The 21439-nt window shown below is 64.2% G+C and carries 10 protein-coding genes; 3 read left to right on the forward strand and 7 right to left on the reverse strand.

Annotation, left to right across the window (positions count from 1 at the left end; genetic code table 11):
• Positions 1-69: 69 nt before the first annotated feature.
• From BM175_RS17460 to BM175_RS17495, 7 genes are all read right to left on the reverse strand, one after another.
• Entirely contained in the window at positions 70-1554 is a 1485-nt protein-coding gene (locus BM175_RS17460; protein WP_175526895.1) for an ATP-binding protein, read from the reverse strand.
• 11 nt (positions 1555-1565) lie between these two features.
• Positions 1566-3494, reverse strand: a complete 1929-nt coding sequence (locus BM175_RS17465; RefSeq protein WP_090965300.1) for a PIN-like domain-containing protein — start codon at positions 3492-3494, stop codon at positions 1566-1568.
• A gap of 390 nt (positions 3495-3884) precedes the next feature.
• Positions 3885-5327 (reverse strand): ATP-binding protein, encoded by a 1443-nt coding sequence (locus BM175_RS17470; protein WP_175526896.1) that lies wholly within the window; start codon positions 5325-5327, stop codon positions 3885-3887.
• A gap of 86 nt (positions 5328-5413) precedes the next feature.
• Complete coding sequence (locus BM175_RS17475) at positions 5414-7021, reverse strand: radical SAM protein (protein WP_090965304.1); 1608 nt, start codon at positions 7019-7021, stop codon at positions 5414-5416.
• Positions 7014-8045, reverse strand: coding sequence for a DGQHR domain-containing protein (locus tag BM175_RS17480; protein ID WP_090965306.1), 1032 nt, complete (start codon positions 8043-8045; stop codon positions 7014-7016). The genes BM175_RS17475 and BM175_RS17480 overlap by 8 nt, the downstream gene beginning before the upstream one ends.
• Positions 8046-8442: 397 nt before the next feature.
• Entirely contained in the window at positions 8443-11319 is a 2877-nt protein-coding gene (locus BM175_RS17490) for an SNF2-related protein (protein WP_090965311.1), read from the reverse strand.
• Positions 11316-13817: a hypothetical protein gene (locus tag BM175_RS17495; RefSeq protein ID WP_090965313.1), complete on the reverse strand. Its 2502-nt coding sequence runs from the start codon at positions 13815-13817 to the stop codon at positions 11316-11318. Before BM175_RS17495 ends, BM175_RS17490 begins: the two co-directional genes overlap by 4 nt.
• 627 nt (positions 13818-14444) lie before the next feature.
• Here BM175_RS17495 and BM175_RS17500 point away from each other — a divergent pair.
• From BM175_RS17500 to drmB, 3 genes are read left to right on the forward strand one after another with little or no spacing between them, the layout of a single operon-like run.
• On the forward strand, positions 14445-16184 hold the full coding sequence (locus tag BM175_RS17500) for a UvrD-helicase domain-containing protein (protein ID WP_175526897.1): 1740 nt from the start codon (positions 14445-14447) through the stop codon (positions 16182-16184).
• Positions 16181-19357: a helicase-related protein gene (locus BM175_RS17505; protein ID WP_210185807.1), complete on the forward strand. Its 3177-nt coding sequence runs from the start codon at positions 16181-16183 to the stop codon at positions 19355-19357. The genes BM175_RS17500 and BM175_RS17505 overlap by 4 nt, the downstream gene beginning before the upstream one ends.
• A gap of 1 nt (position 19358) precedes the next feature.
• Positions 19359-21227, forward strand: coding sequence for a DUF1998 domain-containing protein (gene drmB, locus BM175_RS17510; protein WP_090965317.1), 1869 nt, complete (start codon positions 19359-19361; stop codon positions 21225-21227).
• The last annotated feature ends 212 nt before the right edge of the window (positions 21228-21439 follow it).

The raw sequence follows: 21439 nt of genomic DNA on the forward strand, positions 1-21439 counted from the left end.
CGTACTCAGAAGTCTTCGGCTTTTCCAACAGGCTGACGCGTATCTGCGAGATTTCTTTCGCATGCGATTTCAGCCGAAGCTGCTCGGCAGATGGGGCGCCATTCGAAGCCTTTTCGATGTCCTTATGCAGTTTATCTCCGTCGGTGAGGATTTTCCGCGCTTTATTCGCACTGAATTTTTTGCGGTGACTACCGCCAGGTAGTCTTCACGGAGTTTCGTGGCTTTCTGGTCGATGACTTCGATCGAAGTTCTGTACTCCCTTGATACTCGACGCGCCTCCGCCGTGAGCTCCTCGCATATCGCGCTGACCTCTTCTCGGATCGCGAGCCAACGTGGATCCTCCTCGAAGTTGTCCCTTCGGGCGTTGGGCACCACGGCACGCGGGTCGACATGGATCTCGCCCATGAACCAGCGTGACCACCTCGCGAAAGGGTCGCGCACCTGATTCGTCGTCGGCACAGAGGCGATCAGGTCGCTTCCGTCGATCTGGATGTTCCTCAAACGGAATCGAATGCCTCCAACGGCCTCGTCCTGGTATTCTCCGGGTTTGGACTTGTGACCGATCCATCCCCACCAGGCACCGGTCCGACCAGCATGAACGCTCACGTCGTCCAGCGGGACGTCGTCCGTATCATTGACGCCGAGCCTGGATCGGTATGGCTTATGGATCACGTGTTCCGTGACGGGATCACCGCTCCGGACCACGATTCCGACGTGAGGCATCGGCACGCGTTCGAGCATGGTTTGCGCGTCGTCCTGAAGTACCGACCAATCCGCCTTCGGCTCCAGGTCATCCCCGCCATCGAGCAGATCGACGGGATCGTACGACTCCTCGACGAAGGGGGTCTCGGCCTCGTCGGCTTCTCGCAGGATCCGTTCGCGAAAGGCCATGAAGTCGGGGTGGAAGTCGACCGGAGCGACTTGGGACAGGAAGGTTCCGAGCTGGAGCGGGTCCGTTGCCTCGGCGGGTGCGTTGCGCATGCCGAGTAGCGACACCTCGAAGTAGTGGTCCGCCGGTTGAGACGTCGGGTTCTGCTCGAAGGTCGTACAGTCGGTGATCAGATCCGCTGCAGGCTTACGTCCCGCGTCCAGCATACCGCGACGCAGGGCTTCGCAGTCGAATTCGACGACGGTCTCCAGTTCGTCACCTGCAGCCTTCGTCCTGAACCGAAGCGTCGTTGCAAAGGCGATGCCCGCAAGCCGCCCGATACCTCGGAAACCCGCCTGCCTCGCCCGTTCCTTCCGCGATGCACCCACGGCGGTCAACGTGTTGACGGCGATCCGGTGCGGTAGTCCCATCCCGTTGTCGAGGATGATCAGGTCCTTACGGTCGGACGAGATCGTGAGACTAACCCTACCTGCTCCTGCCCGAAGAACCTTCGAGGCAATAGCCTGCTGTATGCCGTCGAAGCTGTTCTGTACGTACTCTCGGATGGCGTTCCTTCGCTCGCCGTACATGCCGGTAGTGATCGACTCCAGCAGGAACGAGCCGATCAGCGGTGACGGGACCGGCCTGCCCTTCCTGCGCTGTCTGGTTCGGACGGGTCGGGTCATTCCAACTCCACTCATCTATCGAGTTCGATGCCGGCGAATTCGGGTACCGCCACGACGACGTCCAGATTCGTCTCTGTTTTGATTAGACGAAGCGGTAGTAGGTGGAAGCGGGCCACGATCTCGAGAAGGGACCCGACGGAAGCTTTCACGATCCCCCCCGGCTCACCCAGCAGCCTCGCGAAACGCAGTTTCTCATCCACCTGCAACGTGGTGATCAGATCGCGTCCGTTCATCTTGATCGCTTGCAGGTCAGCCGGCGCCTTGTTGTCCGCCGATGGTTTCGCGAGCACCTCGATCTCCAGCATACCGACGTCGCCGGGTCTATGGAGCAGACGTCCGTCGTTCAGCAGGTCGCCGAGCGCGGTCGCGGGAGCACGCCCCTCGGGCGTGGTCGCCAACCCGAGCAGCATGAGGCCCAATGCCGATCCCGAGGGTGTCCGCATGTCCAATCGGTCGTCTAGGTAGAGAGCGCTCAGGGCGCCGAAGTAGAGCGGATCCCGAACCGCCGGTGGCAGAGCCGGCGCATCGTCGCGCAATCGCGAAACAAAACCGAGGGCAGCGGCATCCCCTCTCTCCGCCGCATCGAACGTCGCTCGTCCGAGCGCGACCAGCGCGGCAGGATCCCAGCTTTCGAGACGTTCGAGATCCAAGCCTACCAGCATTGCTGTGCGGGTAGCGGCATCGCCCGTCGCCAACCCGGCGACGACGCTCGCTGCCGGCTCCCCGGGAACCGCAGCCGCCTTCAGTAGGTCGATGTCGAGGAGGGCTGGATCGAACTCCTCGTATTCCGCCGCGGCGGTGTCGTCCTCATCGGGCGAGGGAGCGAATTCGGAGACCTCGCCCAGCAGGCGCGCCTCGGCGCCGAAACGCCTCGCCCAACCTAGCACGGCCTTCTGCTTCTTCTCCGATTCCGGAAGATTGATGTCCAAGGCGGCGGACGCGAGGTTGTCGGCCGCCCGGCCACTTCGCTCGACGACGACGGCACAGTACATGGGGTCGAGGAGGACCAAACAGCCCGCTCCCCTGTCGAACGCCTCGCGCGTGAGCAGCGGGTGGGGTGCCGGAATGGGTTTAGGTCTTCCCAACCGCTTGTGGACATCCGGTGGGAGACCCGCATGGCCATGGTGGTTCTCGAACCAGTCGTTCTTTCGGTCCGCCGTCAGGATGACGGTCGCCGCCGCCTCCAATCGTCCGGCATGTCGAAGCACCTCTCGCCAGAACGCGAGGTCGCCGAAGCTGTTGTCGTCGCCGCCCGTCTGCTCCGATCCGCCGCCGTTTCCTCGGCTCGTTCTCTTGTGCGCATCCTTGAAGCCCGGAGGTAGAGAGCCACGGTTCCGGACGATCTCGTCATGGTCGATATCGGCGATCACCTCGTGCAATGGACCGGACAACAGCCGCGCGTCGACGTAGTCCGCCACGTCTTGGACGGAGGCTTCTACGTGCGTCGATCGCTCAACCAGTTTCAACATGGAACGAAGAGGCTGCACGGTGCGACGAAACTCATCGAGAAACATCGATCCGCTACCCTTGAAACCGAACATTTGGTCGGAACGGTACACGCGAAGCTTCTCGTAGACGTTTCCGGCCGCGACGTCGAACGCACGGATCTCACTCTTCAATTCGGTCGATACCGTCCCCTTGATTCGATGCTTGTGGAACTCGTGTGCGGCCCAGAGCGGCACATGGAAGCGCGACGAGCCTACGTGAGCCTGCCAGCCGAAGAATTCGTCCCGCGCCTCCTTCCCCACTTTCGCCATCCACATGAGGAACGAGGCGTCGAGATAGAAGTGCGTCCGCTCGTCCGTCGTCAGATCAGCAATTCGCTTCAGGTAGGCTTCGACCGGTTCGGGCTTGCGTCCGACCAGCGGCCCGCTCCAGATCGGTGCGACGCGTGACCGGTCGATCTGAGGCGGTCTGCGTCCGACCTGTGATGAGCGCATCCTTCGACCTGGCCTTCCCCGACAAGATTCGACGGCGACCTCTCGCCGATGGCCCGGCACGCCGGAGGCGGTACCAAACCGGCGATGCCGCGCATCTACCGATAGCGCGGCGTTCGTTAAGAAGCTTACGCATCGGTTCGTTCGGACACGCTCCGCGCGCATCTCCAACGCCGCCTCGTACCGCGGACGCAGGTCGGTCTGGATGGCGTCCGACAGGGACGAGCATCAGCGAAATGCCGCTCGACGGGTATGCGTACGACTTCGCCGACCGATCCATGAAACCGGCGTTTCCACGAAGGCCACTCGGGCAAGCGCGTTCGGTATGGCGACCCTGCAGTCGGAGAATAGGGTCGCCATGCTCCCCGCGCAGAGCGAAGAAGGGTCGTCCGCCTATCCGGAGATACGCCGGACGATCCGGTCGACGAGCGCCTTGGCGGACGCATGATTGGTCGAGCAGTCGTAGATCAGCCCGATGATCTCCCGATAAGTATCCCGCTTGGTTTCGCCGAGATGCTGGAAGGGATCGTCGGCCTCCATCCCGCGAACGCCGGATAGACGCCCATCGACCTCCTCGAGTGTCTCATTCATACGCTCGCGGTCGGCGGCATGCAGAACGTCCGTAGCGATGGCCCTCCGCATGCGGACGATACCTCCCCTCGCCGCCGCCAACTCACGCGCTCGACGCGCTTCGTCCAGACCGCCCTGCGTGGCCAGATCGAGCCGTTCGCATACTTCGCGCGCCGCCAGCTCGAATTCGCGAAGTCTCGTGCGACGGTTCGAGCTCGTCCGGCATCTGCGAGCGACTTCCCGGCCGATGGGCGACAACTGATTCACGATGTTGGCGTAGTGAGCGTTCGCCTCGAAGTCGTCTCGACGACCGTTCGGCACGATACGACGGTCGAAGACATGGACCTCGCCGACTGTCCATGAATTGAACCGCTCCTCGGGAAAGATCCCCTGTAGTACGGTGTGGTCCCCGATCTGGACGTTTCCCATGCGCACGCGAACGCCCTTGACCAACGCTCCCGTCGGGATCGCCCCCTGGTAGTCGTGGTGCGCAAACCAACCGATGGCGCCGAGGCCACCATCCAGACCGGGCAGCTCGACGATCTGCAGGTCCTCGATGGTTCCATTACCGGCACCCAGCGGAATCCTGTCGCGGTACGGACGCGTGAGTGGGTCTCCCCCGTCGATTCGAACCTTCAACTCCTCGATACCTCCACCTGCGCGCAGCCGGGAGGCGATCTCCTCGGCGTGACGAAAGGAAGGACAGAAGGGAACCGGAGCGACCTGCGACAGGAAGGCCGATACGGTCTCGACGTCGAGTAGGCGATCGCCCCGCTGCCTTGCGATCCTGCCGATCTCGACCTCGAAGAAGCGGTCGGGAAACCCTTCGACGTCCAGGACCCGCACGTCGACGACCGCCGCCACGATGCTCGCGAGGTCATGAGCGGATGGGTCCTGCATCGCACTTCTTATGCGACGCGCATCCCATACGATCTCGCTGATCGAGTCCTCTCCCTGCGCGCGCGTACGAAACGTCAGAGTCTGAGCGTAGCCGAGCGCCGCCAGACGACCGACGCCTCGAAACCCCCTAGCCCTGGTCCCGCGTTTCGCGCTACCGCCGATACCGAGGAGTCGCGCTTGTACTTCGGCCGCCGGTATGCCGGTCCCGTTGTCGCGAATGCGGACCGTCCGCGCCGCCTGATCGATGTCGATGTCGACCTGCCCCTCCTGATCTACGGCCAACAGACCACGCTCGCGTGCCATTTCGATCGCGTCGGCTGCGTTCTGAAGATACTCTCGGTAGGCGGTCAGCGGCTCGACGTACATCGAACTCGAGACGAGTTCGAGGACGTCTGCGCCGATCCGGACCTCCTGGATGTTCGGAGCGCTCCGCGGCGGCGTCGGGTCGGTTCTCATGCGGTCTCCATGGATGTTTCGACGATCGTGCCGGCGGCATCCTCCTCGTAGTCCAATCCGGCATCCTCGACACGTTCGTCGTCGGGCAGCCCGACATCGGCGATGCCTGGTCGATCGGACCGCCATACGCCGGCCCATGTCGTCTTTGGGTGCGGGACGTGGAAGGGCAGGACCGTTCGGACAGCCGTGGAGCTCGTCTGTTCAGGCAGCCGGTCGAAATGCCGAGGATCGCAGCTCGACAGAAGCGAGACCAGCTCAGCGCGGTCGCCATCGGATAGCTTGGCGACCGCCTTGCCGTACTCCTCGAACTCGGCACGCCCAGGTCCGAACTCGTACCAATCTCGATTGAAGATGAAGTCGTGGGGCATGGCGAGGATGCGAAGGTAGTCCTGATAAGTGTCCCCGAAGGCGCGACGGAAGAAGTCGGGCTCGCCGCTGACGACGCCGTGCGTCGCCTGAAGCACGATCTGCATCGAGCGCAATTGATAACGCGACCACTTCTCTCCGATGTGCCCCCGGTCCGGACGGTCGGTTGGCTGGAAGCGCATAGGGAACGACCAGATGCGAACGCCTAGTTCCTCGTTCAACGTCACGTTCAGGCGCATGCGCTCGAACAAGTCGTCCGGTCCATCGTGAAAGTTGTAGAGCATGTAGTTCGACAGCTCCGTCAGCCCGAAGCTGTGCGCGATGCGAACTGCCTGCTCATACGGCTTGCGCACCCCCAGATGATCGAAGGCGATGCGAAGTGGGCGCAGCGCGATGGTCGAAAGCTCGCGTAGGAACATCGGATCCTTGCACAGGATACGGGCGTCGACACCCTGGTTGAAGTCGACGCGGCGGGAGACCGGCACGCGCTGTCCCTCCCGTTGCAGCTTCGCGCCCGGGGTGAACCCGAGGTCCCGGATCTCGGCCATGATGTCCTTGAAGCGCCCCGAAGCGACGACGTTGTTGTCCATCAGGATCAGATCCTTGCGCGGACCGTAGAGCTCGTCGATGGAACGGACGACATCTGTCAGGGAATCGGTGTCGCGCTGCATGCCCTCGAGCTTGGGAACACCACAGAAGTGGCACTTCCGAATGCAGCCGCGCGAGGTGTAGGCGAAGTAGGCGTCGCGCACGGGGTAGCGGTAGTCGATCTGGTCGAGGATCGAGTAGTCCGGAATCAGGTCCTCGATGGGACGCCCCGATACGTCGTCGGAATAGAGTTCCTCGGCGAAGTCATCCAACTGAAGGGACTGCGCGGGCGACGTCGACAGCAGGCCCTTGATGAAGCGCACACCATGCCAGCGCTTCTCGCCCAGGAACCGCCCATGCATCAGGGACGCGGCGATGCCGCCGACGAACACCTTGTCCGCCTGACGATTGGCGACCTCGAGCGCGAAGTCGATCGTCTCGGCGATCTTGGGATACTCGAACGAGAAAAGCGTCGTGACGTAGATGCGGTCCCATGCCTGCGAGAGGACCGAACGGTCCCGCCCCTTCACGAAGCGGACGCGATCCCGCTTTCCTCGCGGCCCATGGTACTGCGCGATCTTCATGAGACCGAGCGGCGGGTACTTGTTCTTGTAGTCCGGCTCGATGAGTAGGATGTTGCGGTCAACCATGAACGAGCCTCAACGCAGGACGCCGACGGGATGACCTGAGTATCTCGGCGGCTTTCTTGGCGCCGCCCTCCCCTCCTAGACCGGCCAACGGTCCGGAGTTCGTCCAGTCGAGGTCGGCGGCGAACTCCGCCAGCGCGACGGCGAAGGAACGAGCATCCATCCTCGCATCCACGCCCCCCTCCGCTACGATGTCCGCCGCGATCTCGGTCAGTGCGTAGACGCCGACGCCCTTCGTCACCAGACTCCTGCGGGGCTTCGAGAACGCCTCCGGCATCACGGTGGCGACGGCGATCCAGAACTCGCGGGAGAGGCGTGCGACCTCCTCGGCCGAACGAGGCTTGAGACGTCGAACGAGGATACGACTCGCCTTCTGCATCGTACGAAGGGAAGCGCAGCGGTCGAGCCCCGACACGCGCACGCCGCCGAGGTCCAGCCTGTTGTACCAAGGCGACGAGGGCTCGTTCTTCAGATGGAGAGCGACCAGGAGTTCCGGCTTCTCCGTCGCGAGATCGGCACAGAGCTGAGCGTCGTGGAAATCCAGCAGACTGTTGGATAGACCCTTCGCCTTACCGTTGATGATGCCGAAGACGACCATCTCTTCGCGCTCGGACAAACCCACGAAGCACATGAACGGCAGCTCTACGTCGATGTCCGCCAAGTGACCCAGTCTGTGCTGGCAGTCCACCTGCGACAGACTTCGCTCACCCTCCTGCAGCACCAGCGAGCAGGAACCGTGTCCCTCGACTATCCGCCATCTTCCGATTGCGTCGTCCCGCAGATTGAAGGTCAACGGAATGGTCGTGCTGCCCGCATCCTGGACGTATCGCCTGAAGTCGAGACTGTGACGAGCGTTGAGACGGCGCTGGTACCCAGTCCCCGAAGCCTCGTCGAGGACATCGGCGAAGCTGTGTCGATACAGAACGCGGCTCGATGCGAACCCCAGCAGCACGGGACGGTCGATCGATCGCCCCGCAACGCAACTCAGCACCGTCGACCGTTCTTGGCCCATGTTCTGCACCGACATATCTGCATCGCTAGGATGCAGATAGCAGGGTCAGGGGCAAATGTGGATCGGGGGGAACAAAGAATTTTCGCCATTAGCCGGAGCCTGTGGCGGCGACCGCAAGCGTCTGGACGATACGGGCGATCGGTGGTTCCGAGTTCGGACCCGGCGAGAGAGCGGCTTCTCCTTCCGTCGATTCACACATCGTCCAGATCGTCCGCATGGGGTGATCGGCATATCGCTCGAGACGAGCGGAAGCTTCGGTACGATCGTCCACCGTGTCATCGATCATCGATAGTCGCGCGTTCGCTGGAGGGTCGACCGCTCCTTCGGGGCATCGAGGGCGTCCATCGGACGTGTCGATCCGGTGCGATCCGTCCTGCCTGGAACAGGACACGATCTCTGGCACCGCACGCTATCAGTCGTCTGATGAGATCTGGAGGATCAGCTGCCAGACCGTCGCGGTGCCTTCCACCGGCTCCGACCGAAGTCGGTCGAGCCGCATCGCCGCGATGGCGGCGACGGCAGCTGCCTCCTTCTCGATACGCAGGGCACGAGCCTCGGAGATCCTCGCCTGTCGGTGATCGTTCGACGCCTCGGCTCGTCTGCGTGCGGCACGAGACCTCGTCTCCGCCTCGGCTCGACGCCACTCCTCCTCCACCAGGACGGTCCTTTGCTTCGTATCGGCGGCACTCGGTGGGTGGACCCGCATGTCAGCAGCCCGATCCCTACGCCGCCTCGCCGCCTCCTGCAGCCTCTTGGTGGAGTTCGATGGCTTGAGGGCCGAGCGAGCCCGAACGCGACCGTTCTCGGCGCGTGGGTCGAGCACTGCCTCGACATGCCGGATCGTTACGCGTTCGAGACCGTCCGTCGCAAGATCGAACACGATACCCTCCACCACGAACCGCAGCGGAGCGATACGGCTGAACCATCTTTCGTCCGCTCGCAACGACGCGCGAGCCCGACGTCTCAGGTAGGGTGCGTCGCGTGGATCCACCCCGGACAGGATGGCGTCGAGCGCACCGACGTTCTCGTACGGTAGCATGGACCGACGGGCTGCGACCGTGACGAGCAACTCGCGCCGGTCCTCCAATGCGCGATGGCCAGGTGGATATCGTACTGACACCACAGGTATGTGGTCCCGTGCGAAAACTCGTTCGGCACATCCGATCATGGCCTCGCAGAGTTGCTCGTGCAGGGGATCCCCGTGGTCGAGGAAGCAGAGGGGATAGGACTTCCCCTCGCGATCCGCCGCCGTTCGCAAGGGCGGGTCCGCGATATGCCGGCGGTGTATCAGGAAGGCCTCCATCCCCGTGTACGGGGTGGCCCGTCGGTCGCCTTCGCGTCGTCGCTCGAACCGTTCGAGAACGAAGGGTCGCTCACCGACACCGTCTGCGGAGGCAAGGTCGCCGTACCACGCGGTACTGTAGCGGGCGTTCTCGACCAAGCTGTCTCTCAGCCCTCTTCTGTAGTCGATCAACCGGGATGCACCCAGCATCTCCAGCCACGCGGCAAGTCCCGCTTCCTCCGCCTCGCGCCCACGGGATATCTCACGAGCAGGTGCAAGAGTACCGGACAAGGGTGCCCGGTACACCATGCGACCATACAGCTCTCTTGCTGCTTCGGGCGTGTAGGGATCGAACGAAGCGAGAAGGGATCTCTCCAACTCACCCGTCCCGTCGTGATTCATGCGAGCCAACTCGGAGAGTGCCTCCGTCTTGCGCCTTCCGGACGCAAGATCCGCGAGTAGCGCGTCGATGGTCCCCGCGCGTTCCACGCTCATCGGAGGCAATGGTCGTTCGAAGATGCCCAGCTGCTCCAATCCATCGACAATGTCCGCCTCCGGCGAGCCAGCCCAGGTGATGACATGAATGCCGATCCGTCCCTGTCCACGACCGGTTTCCGCTGCACGCCCAGAGCCCGAGCGCAGACGGTCGAGACGTCCTACCAGCTGATCGATGCTGCGCACGTTCCATGGGCAGGAGTAGAAGACGAGGTTCTCGCACCCATGGTGCAGATTGAGACCCGACTCCGCCCAATCTCCCAGCAACAGGATATCGTCGTCGCCGCGTACGAAGCCGCCGACCCCGTCCACGTTGCGACGAATCGCTCCCTCGACGTCGCTTGCGTTCTGCTCGCCACGAGATAGACGCCCGACGCGCAGCCGCCTATCTCCCTCGGTGGCTTCCTTGAGATAGCTCGGAAGGATACGCTCGAGGCGGGCCACCGTGTCGTTGTCTCCGGCGACGATGAGGATGCGTGCATCCGAAGCCTCCCCCCGCAGCGACGCCATACGATCCAGCAGAGCGTCGAGTCGTGAATCGCCCACTTCCGGATCGCCATTTTCAGCAGGAGCGTGCAGACCTGCGGGAAGCGAGGCAAGGGCTTCGCGCGCTGCACGGCCTACGCGATGGAGTGCCCGAGCCCTGCTGGTCGCATCGCCGTCATGGACTTTGGAAAGCAATCGACGGGCCGTGTCCGCGAGGGCGGTCTCACGGGCGAAGGGTGGAACGTCCGCCCGGACATAGTCTCGCCTCGGCATGTAGTCCGGCCAGTCCGTGCGCGACCAGCGACAGATGCGACGCCCGAAGGCGTCGCGCTCGAACGCCATCGTCCCGTCGGCCCCAGCCGCGATGTCCGACACCGCTCGGGATTCGTCGTCACGGATCGCCCGTAGCGGATCGATCTGCGTACCCGGACGCAGAGGCTCCAGCATCGACATGAACCACTGCAGCATATCCGGACGTCCCAACTCCGGCGACGCGGTCAAGGCCAGGAACTGGGGGAAGGGTCGAGCACGCGCCAACGCGTCGCGCTGTGCGACCGTGAAGCTCTGCGGCTCATCCAGGACCAGGAGGTCGTAGCGCTCGGGCCCATCCTCCAGATACGCACCCAGCGCAGATGGCTTGATCAGGCGTACCGGATCGTCGACGGGACGATCGCCTGCTTCATCGTCGAGAAAGCTTGCTCTGGAATGCCCGCGAGTCGTCAGTTCCTGCAGCCACTGGTTCGCGAGATGGTCCGGCACGACGAGTAGCGTGCGATGCGATGAATCCTGCAGACGCAAGGCGTTCAGCAACATCAGCGTCTGGATCGTCTTGCCCAGCCCGACGCCATCGGCGAGCAGGTGCCGCAGTTCCGGCGCGTCGAGGAGGCGGCAGACGTTGGCGATCTGGTGTGGAAGAGGATCTGCGGCGACGCCCATCGCACCGAGAAGAGCAAGCTCCCGCTCCACTCTCCGCCGCAACCCCTGCAGTCCGTGCACCATGGCAGCGTAGGGATCGAGCGAACTCACGTCTGCTCGCTCTCGTCGCCGATGCGTAGACTGGCGTAGCGGATGGCTCGGGCCGTCATTCGATCCTCTAGCAGACCGAGCGCGACTTGACGCCACTCGACTGCCGAGAACGCTCGCGGGTCGAGCCAAAGGGATAGGGCAGAGAGGATATCGACTCCCGACAGGCGACGCGACTGATAAACCGCGGATCCTCGATCGATCCGTAGGGCCGAGACGATGCGTGCCACCTCCAGCGACTCGACGGTCGCATACTCGAGCTCACGTAGTGCCGTCGCAAGTCGCGGCGGCAGGATCATCGCGGCAAGAGTGGGCCGTGCCCGAGCGGCCTGCGCACGAGACCACGCTTCGCACCAATCCCCTACGGGGTTGCCGGTATCGGTATCGACCGGTGGAAGGGACCTCGCGGCCCGCGATGCGGTCAGTTTTCCCCATGCTTCGTCGACGCCAGCGTCGAGCGCGGTCGCCTCCCGATCCCCTAGGTCGATCGTCGCAGGACGCCCGAACAGATCGCTGAAGGTCGCGAGCGAACGAGCAAGAGCATAAGGTAGTTCGGAAACGTCCTCCGGCTCTATACGCTGTCCGGCTTTCCGCAAGTCTCGGATCTTGACTAGATCCAATGCGAGGGCGGCTTCGGAGAGGCGCATGGCGAATGGACGCACGGACGGAAGTCGATCTTCCTCCTCCACCCATGCCGGACCGCAGAGCGTGCTCAATACCGCGCGCTCTGCGGCTCTCGCAGCGAGCCGAGCCTCCATCTCCGAGATCGCATGGATCGGACGGGCGCAACGCCAGCCGAGCCAAGCCTCGATCTCGGTCGATAGCCCGCGCGATGCATCGGATGCATGGAACCTGCGATGGATCATCGGGAGGGAGGCGACATGCGACCTATGGAGGCGTCGCGGTCCGGCGACGAGGTAGTGCGGTGCCGTCATCCCCTCTACCATGTGGAGATGGGCGCCTTCGCCGATGGGTGCCGGACTCGGTAAGGCGAGTGGGTCCGCCGCCGGGACGTACCGAATCGGAAGCTCCTCCGAGAAATCGAGGGATGTCGCATGCCATCCGTCCTCGCCCTCGTACCAATTCATCGACGGCTCCGGATCGGCAAGGTCGAGTACATGACGACCGGAGCCCCAACTTACGATCAACGTCGCCGCCCTCGTAACTCCCGTCTCGGCTTCGTATCGACGAAGTCCATCCGAGAGCGTGGCAAGTCCGGATCCGGTCCCGCCGATCCGACCCGGGACGGCGGAAAGTCGGTCGCGTGCGTGGAGGACGGGGTGTCCGGTCAGCCTTAGTTCCAATCGCACCTCGACGTTCCGCAACGACGTTGGCCAACGGGCGGCGCGTCGGTCGTCCGGAGGTGACGACAGCGCGACGAGAATCGCCAGTCGCTCCTCGCGAAGATCGGCGAGCGTCGGCGCACTGGGCTCGGTGCGCGTCGCGATGAGAGCCGGTGGTGGGGCAACGATGTCGAATCGTAGGCTCGTGTTTCGCCTCCCGCCATCCTGGTCGAGGTAGCCGATGGTGATCTGACCGGCTTCGTCGGGAGCCAGGATCGTATGATCGCCCGCGGAGAGCACGTCGCTCCCGCCCCTGGACCGGCCTGGGAAGCCGATGCGTAACGCTGCGTGCGCCACGAGGTCGACAGGAGGACCGAGGGCGTAGGTCCGAGCTCCGAGGCGTACTCCACCTCGAAGCTCGAAGGGAAACTCGATCGATCCGTCGTCCTTCGTTGCGGAAGCATTCGCCTCGCGTGCATCGGCGCCGAGGCCCGATGCGACGTTGCGACGTCGCTTGCGTTCGATCCTGGCGCGGACGAGAGTGTCACGAGCATCCGGGGACGCCATCACGTCCCGTTGGAGGCGCTGGACGATACCCGAGGATAACCGAACGTCGGGCGTGTCCAGCAACGACGTGGCGACGGCGTGGACGCGACCTTCGCTGTCCGCCCAGTCGACCAGTGCTCGACTTCCACTACGTCTGCAGCCCTGCTGCACGGCGCCGAGGAAGGTGCTGTCCACCGCATCCAACACGACCGCTTCGAGGATCGCCACGCATAGACCAGCGTGGATCTGGCGCGGTACTAACGCGTTGCAGAGCGGCCAGGCGATGTGGCGAAACGTACGGGTGAACGGATTGTCGTCCGGACGAGCCAAGCCTACGGCTCGGTGAGCATGCTCGTGATGCCGGCTCAAGTCATCCCGGTCTGCGCCTCGAAGGGGTAGGCCGAGCACCGCCTCGAGTCGTGGCCAGTAACCCGAGAAGAGACCCTCGTACGAGTAGCCGATCTCGGCGGCGAGGGCGATCAGAGGCCAGGCTATCCCGAGCCCGATCCCACGACGAACGCGAATCCGCTCTGCGACTAGCGACTGCAGCTCCGAGACGGCAAGAACGTCCAGTCCGTGTTCGATCGCGTACACCGGCGCACCGTCGCGCTCCTTGGACAAGGCGCGGTATCGTAGCTCCAAGCGTTCGTTGAGCTCGTCGTAACTCGGCATGCTACAAGCGTGTACCATTCCCACGTGTGATTCGCTTGCTCGTGACGACCGTGGAATGAAGAATGCCGATTCCTTGTGTCCGGGGTTCGTTTGGTCGATACGTTCGGTAAGGCAGTGGCCGCGACGCCCTCTCCCCAAGCGTCGGGTGGTGACGACGATGCGATGTCGCTCGCGGGGTCGATCGTGGCGATCTTGCGCCTGACGGGCGCGGCGACCGGTCCCGATCTGGCGGAGATGCTCCGCAGGCAGCCCGACAGGGGTTTTACGGAATGCATCGATGCCTTGACCGCGAGGGGCGATATCGTCCGTCACGATGGCATCGAGCGACCTATCTACGTGGTCGCAGAAACAAGAGTTCACCGACTCGCTGGACAGTCGATCCATATCGGTCCACGCGATGAAGCAAGGGTGCGGGTCGACGACTGGGCGGACGATGTCGAGACCTTGCACGATCTGCTGGGCCCCCCCTCATGGCGATACGCCGCCCCGACGCTGACCGAGTACGTTCGACGATCGGGCGCCTCGTCGTCCGGAGAGAGAGACGGGTGGGTCGCCTTTGCGCAGACCCCCTCGAGCGCATCGATACTCGCTCAACCTTCCGAGAACCCGCCCGAGCAGATCCAACGATTGGCGGCACTGACGGCGGACTGGACGGTCGCGGCTCGGTCCGCCCTGGACGAGCCATTGCGGATCTGGGCCGGTTTCGGCGAGGGCATGCGGGAGGATCCCGCACAGGCACGCATCGCGGTCCTGCCGTCCAACACCCGTGCCATCGTCTCGGCTGGTCCGGGAGCGGGAAAGACCCACACGATCCGCGAGCGCCTGTCGCACCTCGTCGAAGCCGGCGTACCCGCTCCCACGATCACCGTGATCGCCTATTCGCGTGCTGCCGTGGCGGAACTCCACACGCGCGTACCAGCGATGGAGGGCGAGCTGGTCGACATCCGCACCATGGATTCGGTCGCAGGTCTCTTCGTCGCGCATGCGACCGAGGACGTCGGCGATACCGACTACGAGAGTACGATCCAGCAGGCGATCGAACTTCTCTCGCGCGACGACCGCACTGCCCGACGCTGGCTCGAAGCACGGCGGCATCTGATCGTGGACGAGGCACAGGACATCGTCGGCCCGCGCCGCACCTTCCTGACGATGCTCCTGAAAGGCTTGCCCGAGGACTGCGGCGTGACCGTCTTCGCCGATCCCGCGCAAGCTATCCACGGGTATGTCGAACGCCAGGCCGGACGACCCGATCCGGTTCCGATGGACGAGCTCCTGGGCGCGTTAGGGTTCGAGAAGGCCGTTCTCTCCGGGAACCATCGCACCACCCGGCCGACGCTCCGGCGCATCGCCAGCGAAGGACGACGGATCCTGAGTGCGTCCACGGATGGTCATGCGGCATTGAGGGAGATGCGTGACCTCGTCTCGCGGCTCGCTGACGGCGTGCCACCCGGCCCGGCCGAAGCACGCCCTCTCGCCACGTTGGCGCTCTTCCGTAGCAGGGCGGCTGCGGCGCGCCATGCAGCCCGGATGGGCGACATCGGCGTTCGCGTTCATCTTGCGGGAAGTTCGAAGGACGTGGAATTCGCGATGGCGCCTAGCTGGCTGGGTCGAGCGATGACGGATCTGCAGGGGCGCGGCGTCGATGCCCTCGTCGCAGCCGTGGCCGCGGACCCTTCGCTCCCCCCTGCGAGCACCCTCGCGGATGCCCTCGCGGTATCGCTGGTCGCCGGGCGCTACGACACGGCACGCATGGCCGAGGCGCTGCGTACGGGTCGGGCACCACCGGTCCAGCCGTCGTCCACGCCGGTCGCATCGACGATGCATGCAGCGAAGGGTCACGAGGCGGACGAGGTCGAGCTCAATCTACCGGAACCCCGCGAGGACATGTCCCAGGAAGAGGCGGAGGAGGAGGCGCGCGTCCTATACGTCGGCGCCACCCGAGCTCGCCGGCGGCTCTACCTTGCGCCCGAGACGGGCACTATGCGTCGCGAGGGCATGCGGTTCTGGAGGGTACGCGCCAACGGCGTGCAGGTGCAGGTGCGGATGGTCGATGCGGTCGATGCACTCGTCCTCGCGGAACCGGAGGGCCCAATTCGAGCTCCCCTCCTGCGGTGGGCGCGAGAGGGTGGATGGGGGCTGCACGCCGAAGGACGAGACGGCGACCATCGGCTCGCATCCTTCGGCGCGGAGTTCCATCGCGACTTGGCTGCCATCCGCGAACGGATCGGTTCGCCTCGTCTCGCGTCCGCCGCACGAGGTAGCCTCCGGGTCGAGTGGCGTACGCTGGCACGTGGCGACGCGCTCGTCGTGGCACCGGTCGCCGAAGGTTTCGTCTGGATCAATTTCCTTCGCACGAGGACATCGTGAAGAACAATCACGCACCGGGAGAGCCCGACGCTCCCTTCCGTCTGCTGCTCGACAGGCTTGCCGAGGATCTAGTGGGTCCGGTGCCCCTCGAAGGTCCGTTGCCGGATATCCCTTCGGAAGCCTTCATGACGGGCATACTGTTCCCTCGATCCTCCCGAAGACCCGTCGACGACGAGACCGGCCGATCGATCTCCGACATCGTGATCGATGCCAGGGAAGAAGCGACGGAAACCGAACGCCCGGCGCGCATCGAGACGGCAGCGAGACCTGCCGCCGCCGGTCTCTCCTTCGCTCTGGCCACCCGGAGCATGGAGGAACCGGCCGTCGTCGTTCGGATCGAAGGGGCGCGATACGAGAACCTGGGCAAGCCGGACGAGGATGCGGCGGACGGCGCTCCACGGCGAAGCGGTCCATGGTCGCGACGCCCGGTCCGGATCGAGGATTACCTTGTCTCGGTACGAGAGGACGGCGAACTCGATCTCTCCAAGGAGACGGGCATCGCGGAGGCGCGAGGATTAAGGCTTACGATCGTCCAGTCGCCCGGTCATGCAGACGCCGACGAGGTGGTACGGGTCGTCACACTCGTAGTCCACAACCAGGGTGCGGGCTCCGGAAAGAGCCTCGACCGCTTCGAGCAGAACGAGCAAGCGCTCTTCGAGTTTCGCATGACGGTACGCCCGTTCGATGGTTCTCGCTTGGTCGGACGACCGTTGCGCGGACGTGGGGAGGACGGCGAGGAGGACGAGCGTGCGGCGGCGCTTCTCTGGCGGGATGCGGTAGAGTATGCGGTCGGTCACACGTGCGCCGCGACGTGGGACGATTCGAACGGCATCGTCGAGGAGATAGCGACCGCATGGTTGCCGGCGACCCGGGTATCCGACGTCAGCGCCGCTGGCCATCCCTGCTTCTCCGAGGTGAGGGCGCGGCTCGGAGCCGATTCCCTGGCAGGAGACGGTCGCGCCGCGTTGGAGACCTGCGATGCGCTGGTGGACGCCTACGAGAGCTGGATCGAGCAGACGCGGAACCGCATCCCCGAACTGAACCTGACGCAGACGCTCGAGGCGCAGGCGGAAGCCCACCTCGGGACATGCCTATCCGCTGCAAGGCGAATGCGCGACGGCATAGACACTCTTCGAGGGGATCCTGCTCTGCTGAAAGCGTTCCAGCTCGCGAACGCGACCATGGCGAGGCAGCAGGAATGGAAGAACGGAAGGCTCCCGGACACGGAGAGGCGCTCCCTCGTCTGGCGGCCGTTCCAGTTGGGCTTCGTATTGCTCTCCGCGGCCTCCTCGGCACTACCCGACCACGACGACCGCGACACGATGGACCTCATCTGGTTCCCGACCGGCGGCGGCAAGACCGAGGCCTACCTTCTACTGACCGCCTTCGTGATCTTCGCTCGACGGCTGAAGAGAGGGGATGCCGGCGCGGGCGTCTGCGCCATCATGCGCTATACGCTGAGGCTCCTCACGCTCCAGCAGTTCGAACGCGCAGCGGCGATGATCTGCGCCGCGAACCTCGAATGGGCCCGAGAGGGATTCGACGCCAGGCAGACGCCCGTTTCGTTGGGGCTATGGCTTGGAAGCTCGACGACGCCCAACAGTCGAGAGGACGCGGTTAAGCTCCTGAACGGCGGTACGATCGACGATATCGGCCGACCCGATCGTCTCAGGGATTGTCCAGCCTGTCATGAACGGCTGACTTGGCGCACCATCGGAGCTCGCATCGAAATAACGTGCGCGACGGACAGATGCGAGCTCGGTCAAGCGGGTCCCCTCCCCATCCATACCAACGACGAGGACGTCTATGCGGAACAGCCGTCGCTCGTCATCGGTACGGCAGACAAGTTCGCCCAGATCGCGCGCAAACCCAGGACCTCTTCCCTCTTCGGGGACGGCTTCCGCGATCCCCCCGATCTCATCGTGCAGGACGAATTGCACCTCATCTCTGGGCCGCTGGGAACCCTGAGCGGTCTCTACGAGACGGCCGTCGACATTCTAGCGACGAAGGATGGCCGCCCGCCCAAGGTGATCGGTTCCACGGCGACGATCCGAAGAGCGGCCTCGCAGGTTCGCGCGCTGTTCGCTCGAGATACGATGCAGTTCCCTCCCCCCGGCATCGACGCAGGCGATTCCGCCTTCGCGGTCGTCGAGACCGATCCACGAAGACCCGGACGTCTGTACGTGGGTATCTCGACGATCGGTCATTCGAAGCCAGAGATGCTGCAGGCGGTCTGCGCCTCTCTCCTTCAGTCGGCCTCCGTTCTGGAAGGGGCCGAGCGTGACGCGGCCTGGACGCTCCTCGGATACTTCAACTCGCTCAAGGAGCTCGGGGGATCGGTATCGCTGATGCAGGTCATCGCACCCGAGACCATGGAGCGTCTTGCTCGATATCGCAGCGAACCCGTACGGCCCGTCGACGAACAGATCGAGATCACAAGCCGAATCGGATCGGAGAAGATCGGCGAGACGCTCGCATCTCTGGAAAGACGACACGACGAGGATGGTGCGGTCGACGTCGCCCTGGCGACGAACATGATCTCGGTCGGCGTCGACGTCGGTCGTCTCGGCTTGATGGTCGTCGACGGCCAGCCCAAGGGTATCTCGGAATACATCCAGGCCACGAGCCGGGTGGGGCGTGGATCGACGGCAGGCCTCGTCCTCGGGGTCTTCACCGCGTACCGACCCCGCGACCGAAGCCGCTTCGAGACGCATGCGACATGGCACTCGGCACTCTACCGCGACGTAGAGGCGACCTCGGTCACGCCATTCGCTCCGCGAGCTCGCGACCGAGCCCTGCACGCGCCCTTCGTCGCCATCGCGGCGCATCGCCATCCTCAGCTCTGGAGGAGACCTGGTGGTGCCGAGGAGCTACGCGATGCCCTGGAGGAGATCGTGGACGAGATCGTGGCGAGGATCGGCCGGCTAGGCGAACAGGAAGCGGTCGAGGCAGTCGACGCGCGAGCCGATCTGATGCGGTTCCTGGATCGGTGGTGTCGGCGCGACGACCTGTCGGTCTGGTGGCACGATCAACTGGAAGCGGCGTTCCTGATGTCTATGGAGCAATCGGTGAACCGACGGGCAGCGGGTCTGGCGGCAAGAGACGCGACACCCACTCCGAACAGCATGCGGGGCGTCGAAGCAGTTGTGAGAATCGACTTGGAGGGTCATTGAGATGCCTACGGGGAATGGTCCGAAGCTCGGCGAACTGCGCCGAGCGCAGTTGGTCTCGACGCATGGTCCCGGGGCCGTCGTAGACTATCTCGCTGCCGGCAATGCACCAGTCTCGGGCATCACGATGGGGCTCGACGACTGGAACCTGGCCGAGTGCCGCCGTCTGGTGGATCCCGTCCTGGAGAGCCTGCTCGGTGCCGTAGCGCTCTACGAGCCGCCCGTGACCCTCGGGGGCGGCTCGGACAAGCGAGTCCACGCTCTGCCGGCGTCGCGGTTCCCGCGTTGGCAGGAATGCCCCGAATGTGGGCGTCTACGCGATCGGGATCGTTGGCAGACCGTCGTCGGAACGGCAGGGCTCTTCTGTGGCCACTGTAATCCGGGGAAGCATCGTAGGATCGCCGTCGTTCCGGCTCGCCTGATGGTGATCTGCGAACGCGGACATCTCGGGGACTTCCCTTGGCTGGATTGGATCAAGCATGCCGATTCGTGCAAGCGGCACGGCAAGCTGCGTCTGGTCTCTCGAGGGGCTGGACTTCGGAACTTGTGGGTGAACTGCGACCAATGCGGTGAAGGGCGAAACCTTCGCGACGCCTTCAACCACCTCCAACTCCGGGAAGCGGGCGGTGGCTGCAGGGGCGAGCGGCCCTGGTTGGGAGCGGATGCCGCAGAAGGCTGCGATGCCCGATCGGAGGAGATCACCACGGCCCTCAGAGGCGGGAGCAATCTCTATTTCCCCTATATCGCGTCGGTACTGACGATCCCTCCTTGGTCGAGCGAGTTCAAGGGGCTGCTGGAACGACACGATCTGTGGAGCGAGATCCGCAGTGCGATGGAGGACTTGGAGGAGGACGGCGACGAAAAGCACTTCGACGGCTGTCTCGATAGGATCGCTCGCCGCCTGGCACGTGCGTTGGATCCCGATGTAGCGGACATTCCGGCAGCTCGACGGAAATTGGATGCGATGATCGCAATACTGAAGGATCTCCCTGGTCCCGATACGGCTGACGGGGACGTCGCGCTGCGGCGAGAGGAGTGGCGGCAGTTCAGGGACGCGACAGGACCAGGGGACGAGACATTCCAGCTGCGGCGGGAACGCGTACCGGAGGAGCTGAGCCGATGGGTATCGGCAATCGTCCGGGTTCCAAGATTACGCGAGGTGAGAGCGCTTCGTGGCTTCACTCGTCGATATCCCCATGACGGGACGAGTCGACAAGATATCGCCCCCCTCTCCCGCCGAGCCAGATGGCGCCCAGCGATAGCGACTTCCGGCGAAGGGATCTTCGTCGCCCTGAAGGAGGAGGAGGTAGCGAAGTGGGCAGCAGGCGAAGCCGCCCGAGACCGTGCTCTGAGACTCCACGAGGAGTGGGTGGCGTCGTGGCGTCAGCGCTTCGGACATACGGACGAGACGCCGCCGCAGGCCGTCACACCGCGCAGCCTTCTCGTCCACGGCCTGTCGCATGCACTCATGCTAGAGCTGTCGATCACCTCGGGCTACGGCTCCGCCTCCCTTCAGGAACGTCTCTACGTCGGTGAGGGGGAGGAACCGATGGCGGGGTTCCTGATCTACACCGCCACGTCGGACGCGGAGGGTACGCTGGGTGGGTTGGAGCGCGAAGGCATCGGCGAGAGGATCGCCCAGACGATGCTCCAAGCTGTCCAGCGTCTGAAGTGGTGTTCGTCGGATCCCCTGTGCATGAAGGGGGTTAGCACGACCAGCGATCCGCTCAATGGCGCGGCGTGCCACTCCTGTCTGTTCGTCTCCGAGACGTCGTGCGAGTTGTTCAACCGGTCGCTCGACCGCGCGATGTTGGTCGGTGGTGCTGGAATTCCCGGCTACTTCGGAACCCCGATACGGTGCGAACCCGCATGACTGAGACTGCCCCCGACCATCGGGCGCCGACGTGGTCGAGGTGCCATCTACTAGTGCCAACAGCGCCGCAACTCGCTGGTGCGCGCGACGCCGAAGAGACGACGGGGGTATTGCAGACCCTCTTTGCACTCCGGCGTCGGGCGGACATCGCAGTGCATCCTCGGACATCGCACTTGCGATGTGCCAATGCGTGGAGGCGTAGGAGGGATGGT

The sequence above is a fragment of the Aureimonas phyllosphaerae genome, assembly GCF_900113065.1.
Lineage (GTDB): Bacteria > Pseudomonadota > Alphaproteobacteria > Rhizobiales > Rhizobiaceae > Aureimonas > Aureimonas phyllosphaerae.

What these genes read in the sequence shown, in the direction of transcription:
- BM175_RS17460 (WP_175526895.1), bottom strand. Translation starts at nt 1,554, where the DNA reads ATGACCCGACCCGTCCGAACCAGACAGCGCAGGAAGGGCAGGCCGGTC.
- BM175_RS17465 (WP_090965300.1), bottom strand. Translation starts at nt 3,494, where the DNA reads ATGCGCTCATCACAGGTCGGACGCAGACCGCCTCAGATCGACCGGTCA.
- BM175_RS17470 (WP_175526896.1), bottom strand. Translation starts at nt 5,327, where the DNA reads ATGTACGTCGAGCCGCTGACCGCCTACCGAGAGTATCTTCAGAACGCA.
- BM175_RS17475 (WP_090965304.1), bottom strand. Translation starts at nt 7,021, where the DNA reads ATGGTTGACCGCAACATCCTACTCATCGAGCCGGACTACAAGAACAAG.
- BM175_RS17480 (WP_090965306.1), bottom strand. Translation starts at nt 8,045, where the DNA reads ATGTCGGTGCAGAACATGGGCCAAGAACGGTCGACGGTGCTGAGTTGC.
- BM175_RS17495 (WP_090965313.1), bottom strand. Translation starts at nt 13,817, where the DNA reads ATGCCGAGTTACGACGAGCTCAACGAACGCTTGGAGCTACGATACCGC.
- drmB (WP_090965317.1), top strand. Translation starts at nt 19,359, where the DNA reads ATGCCTACGGGGAATGGTCCGAAGCTCGGCGAACTGCGCCGAGCGCAG.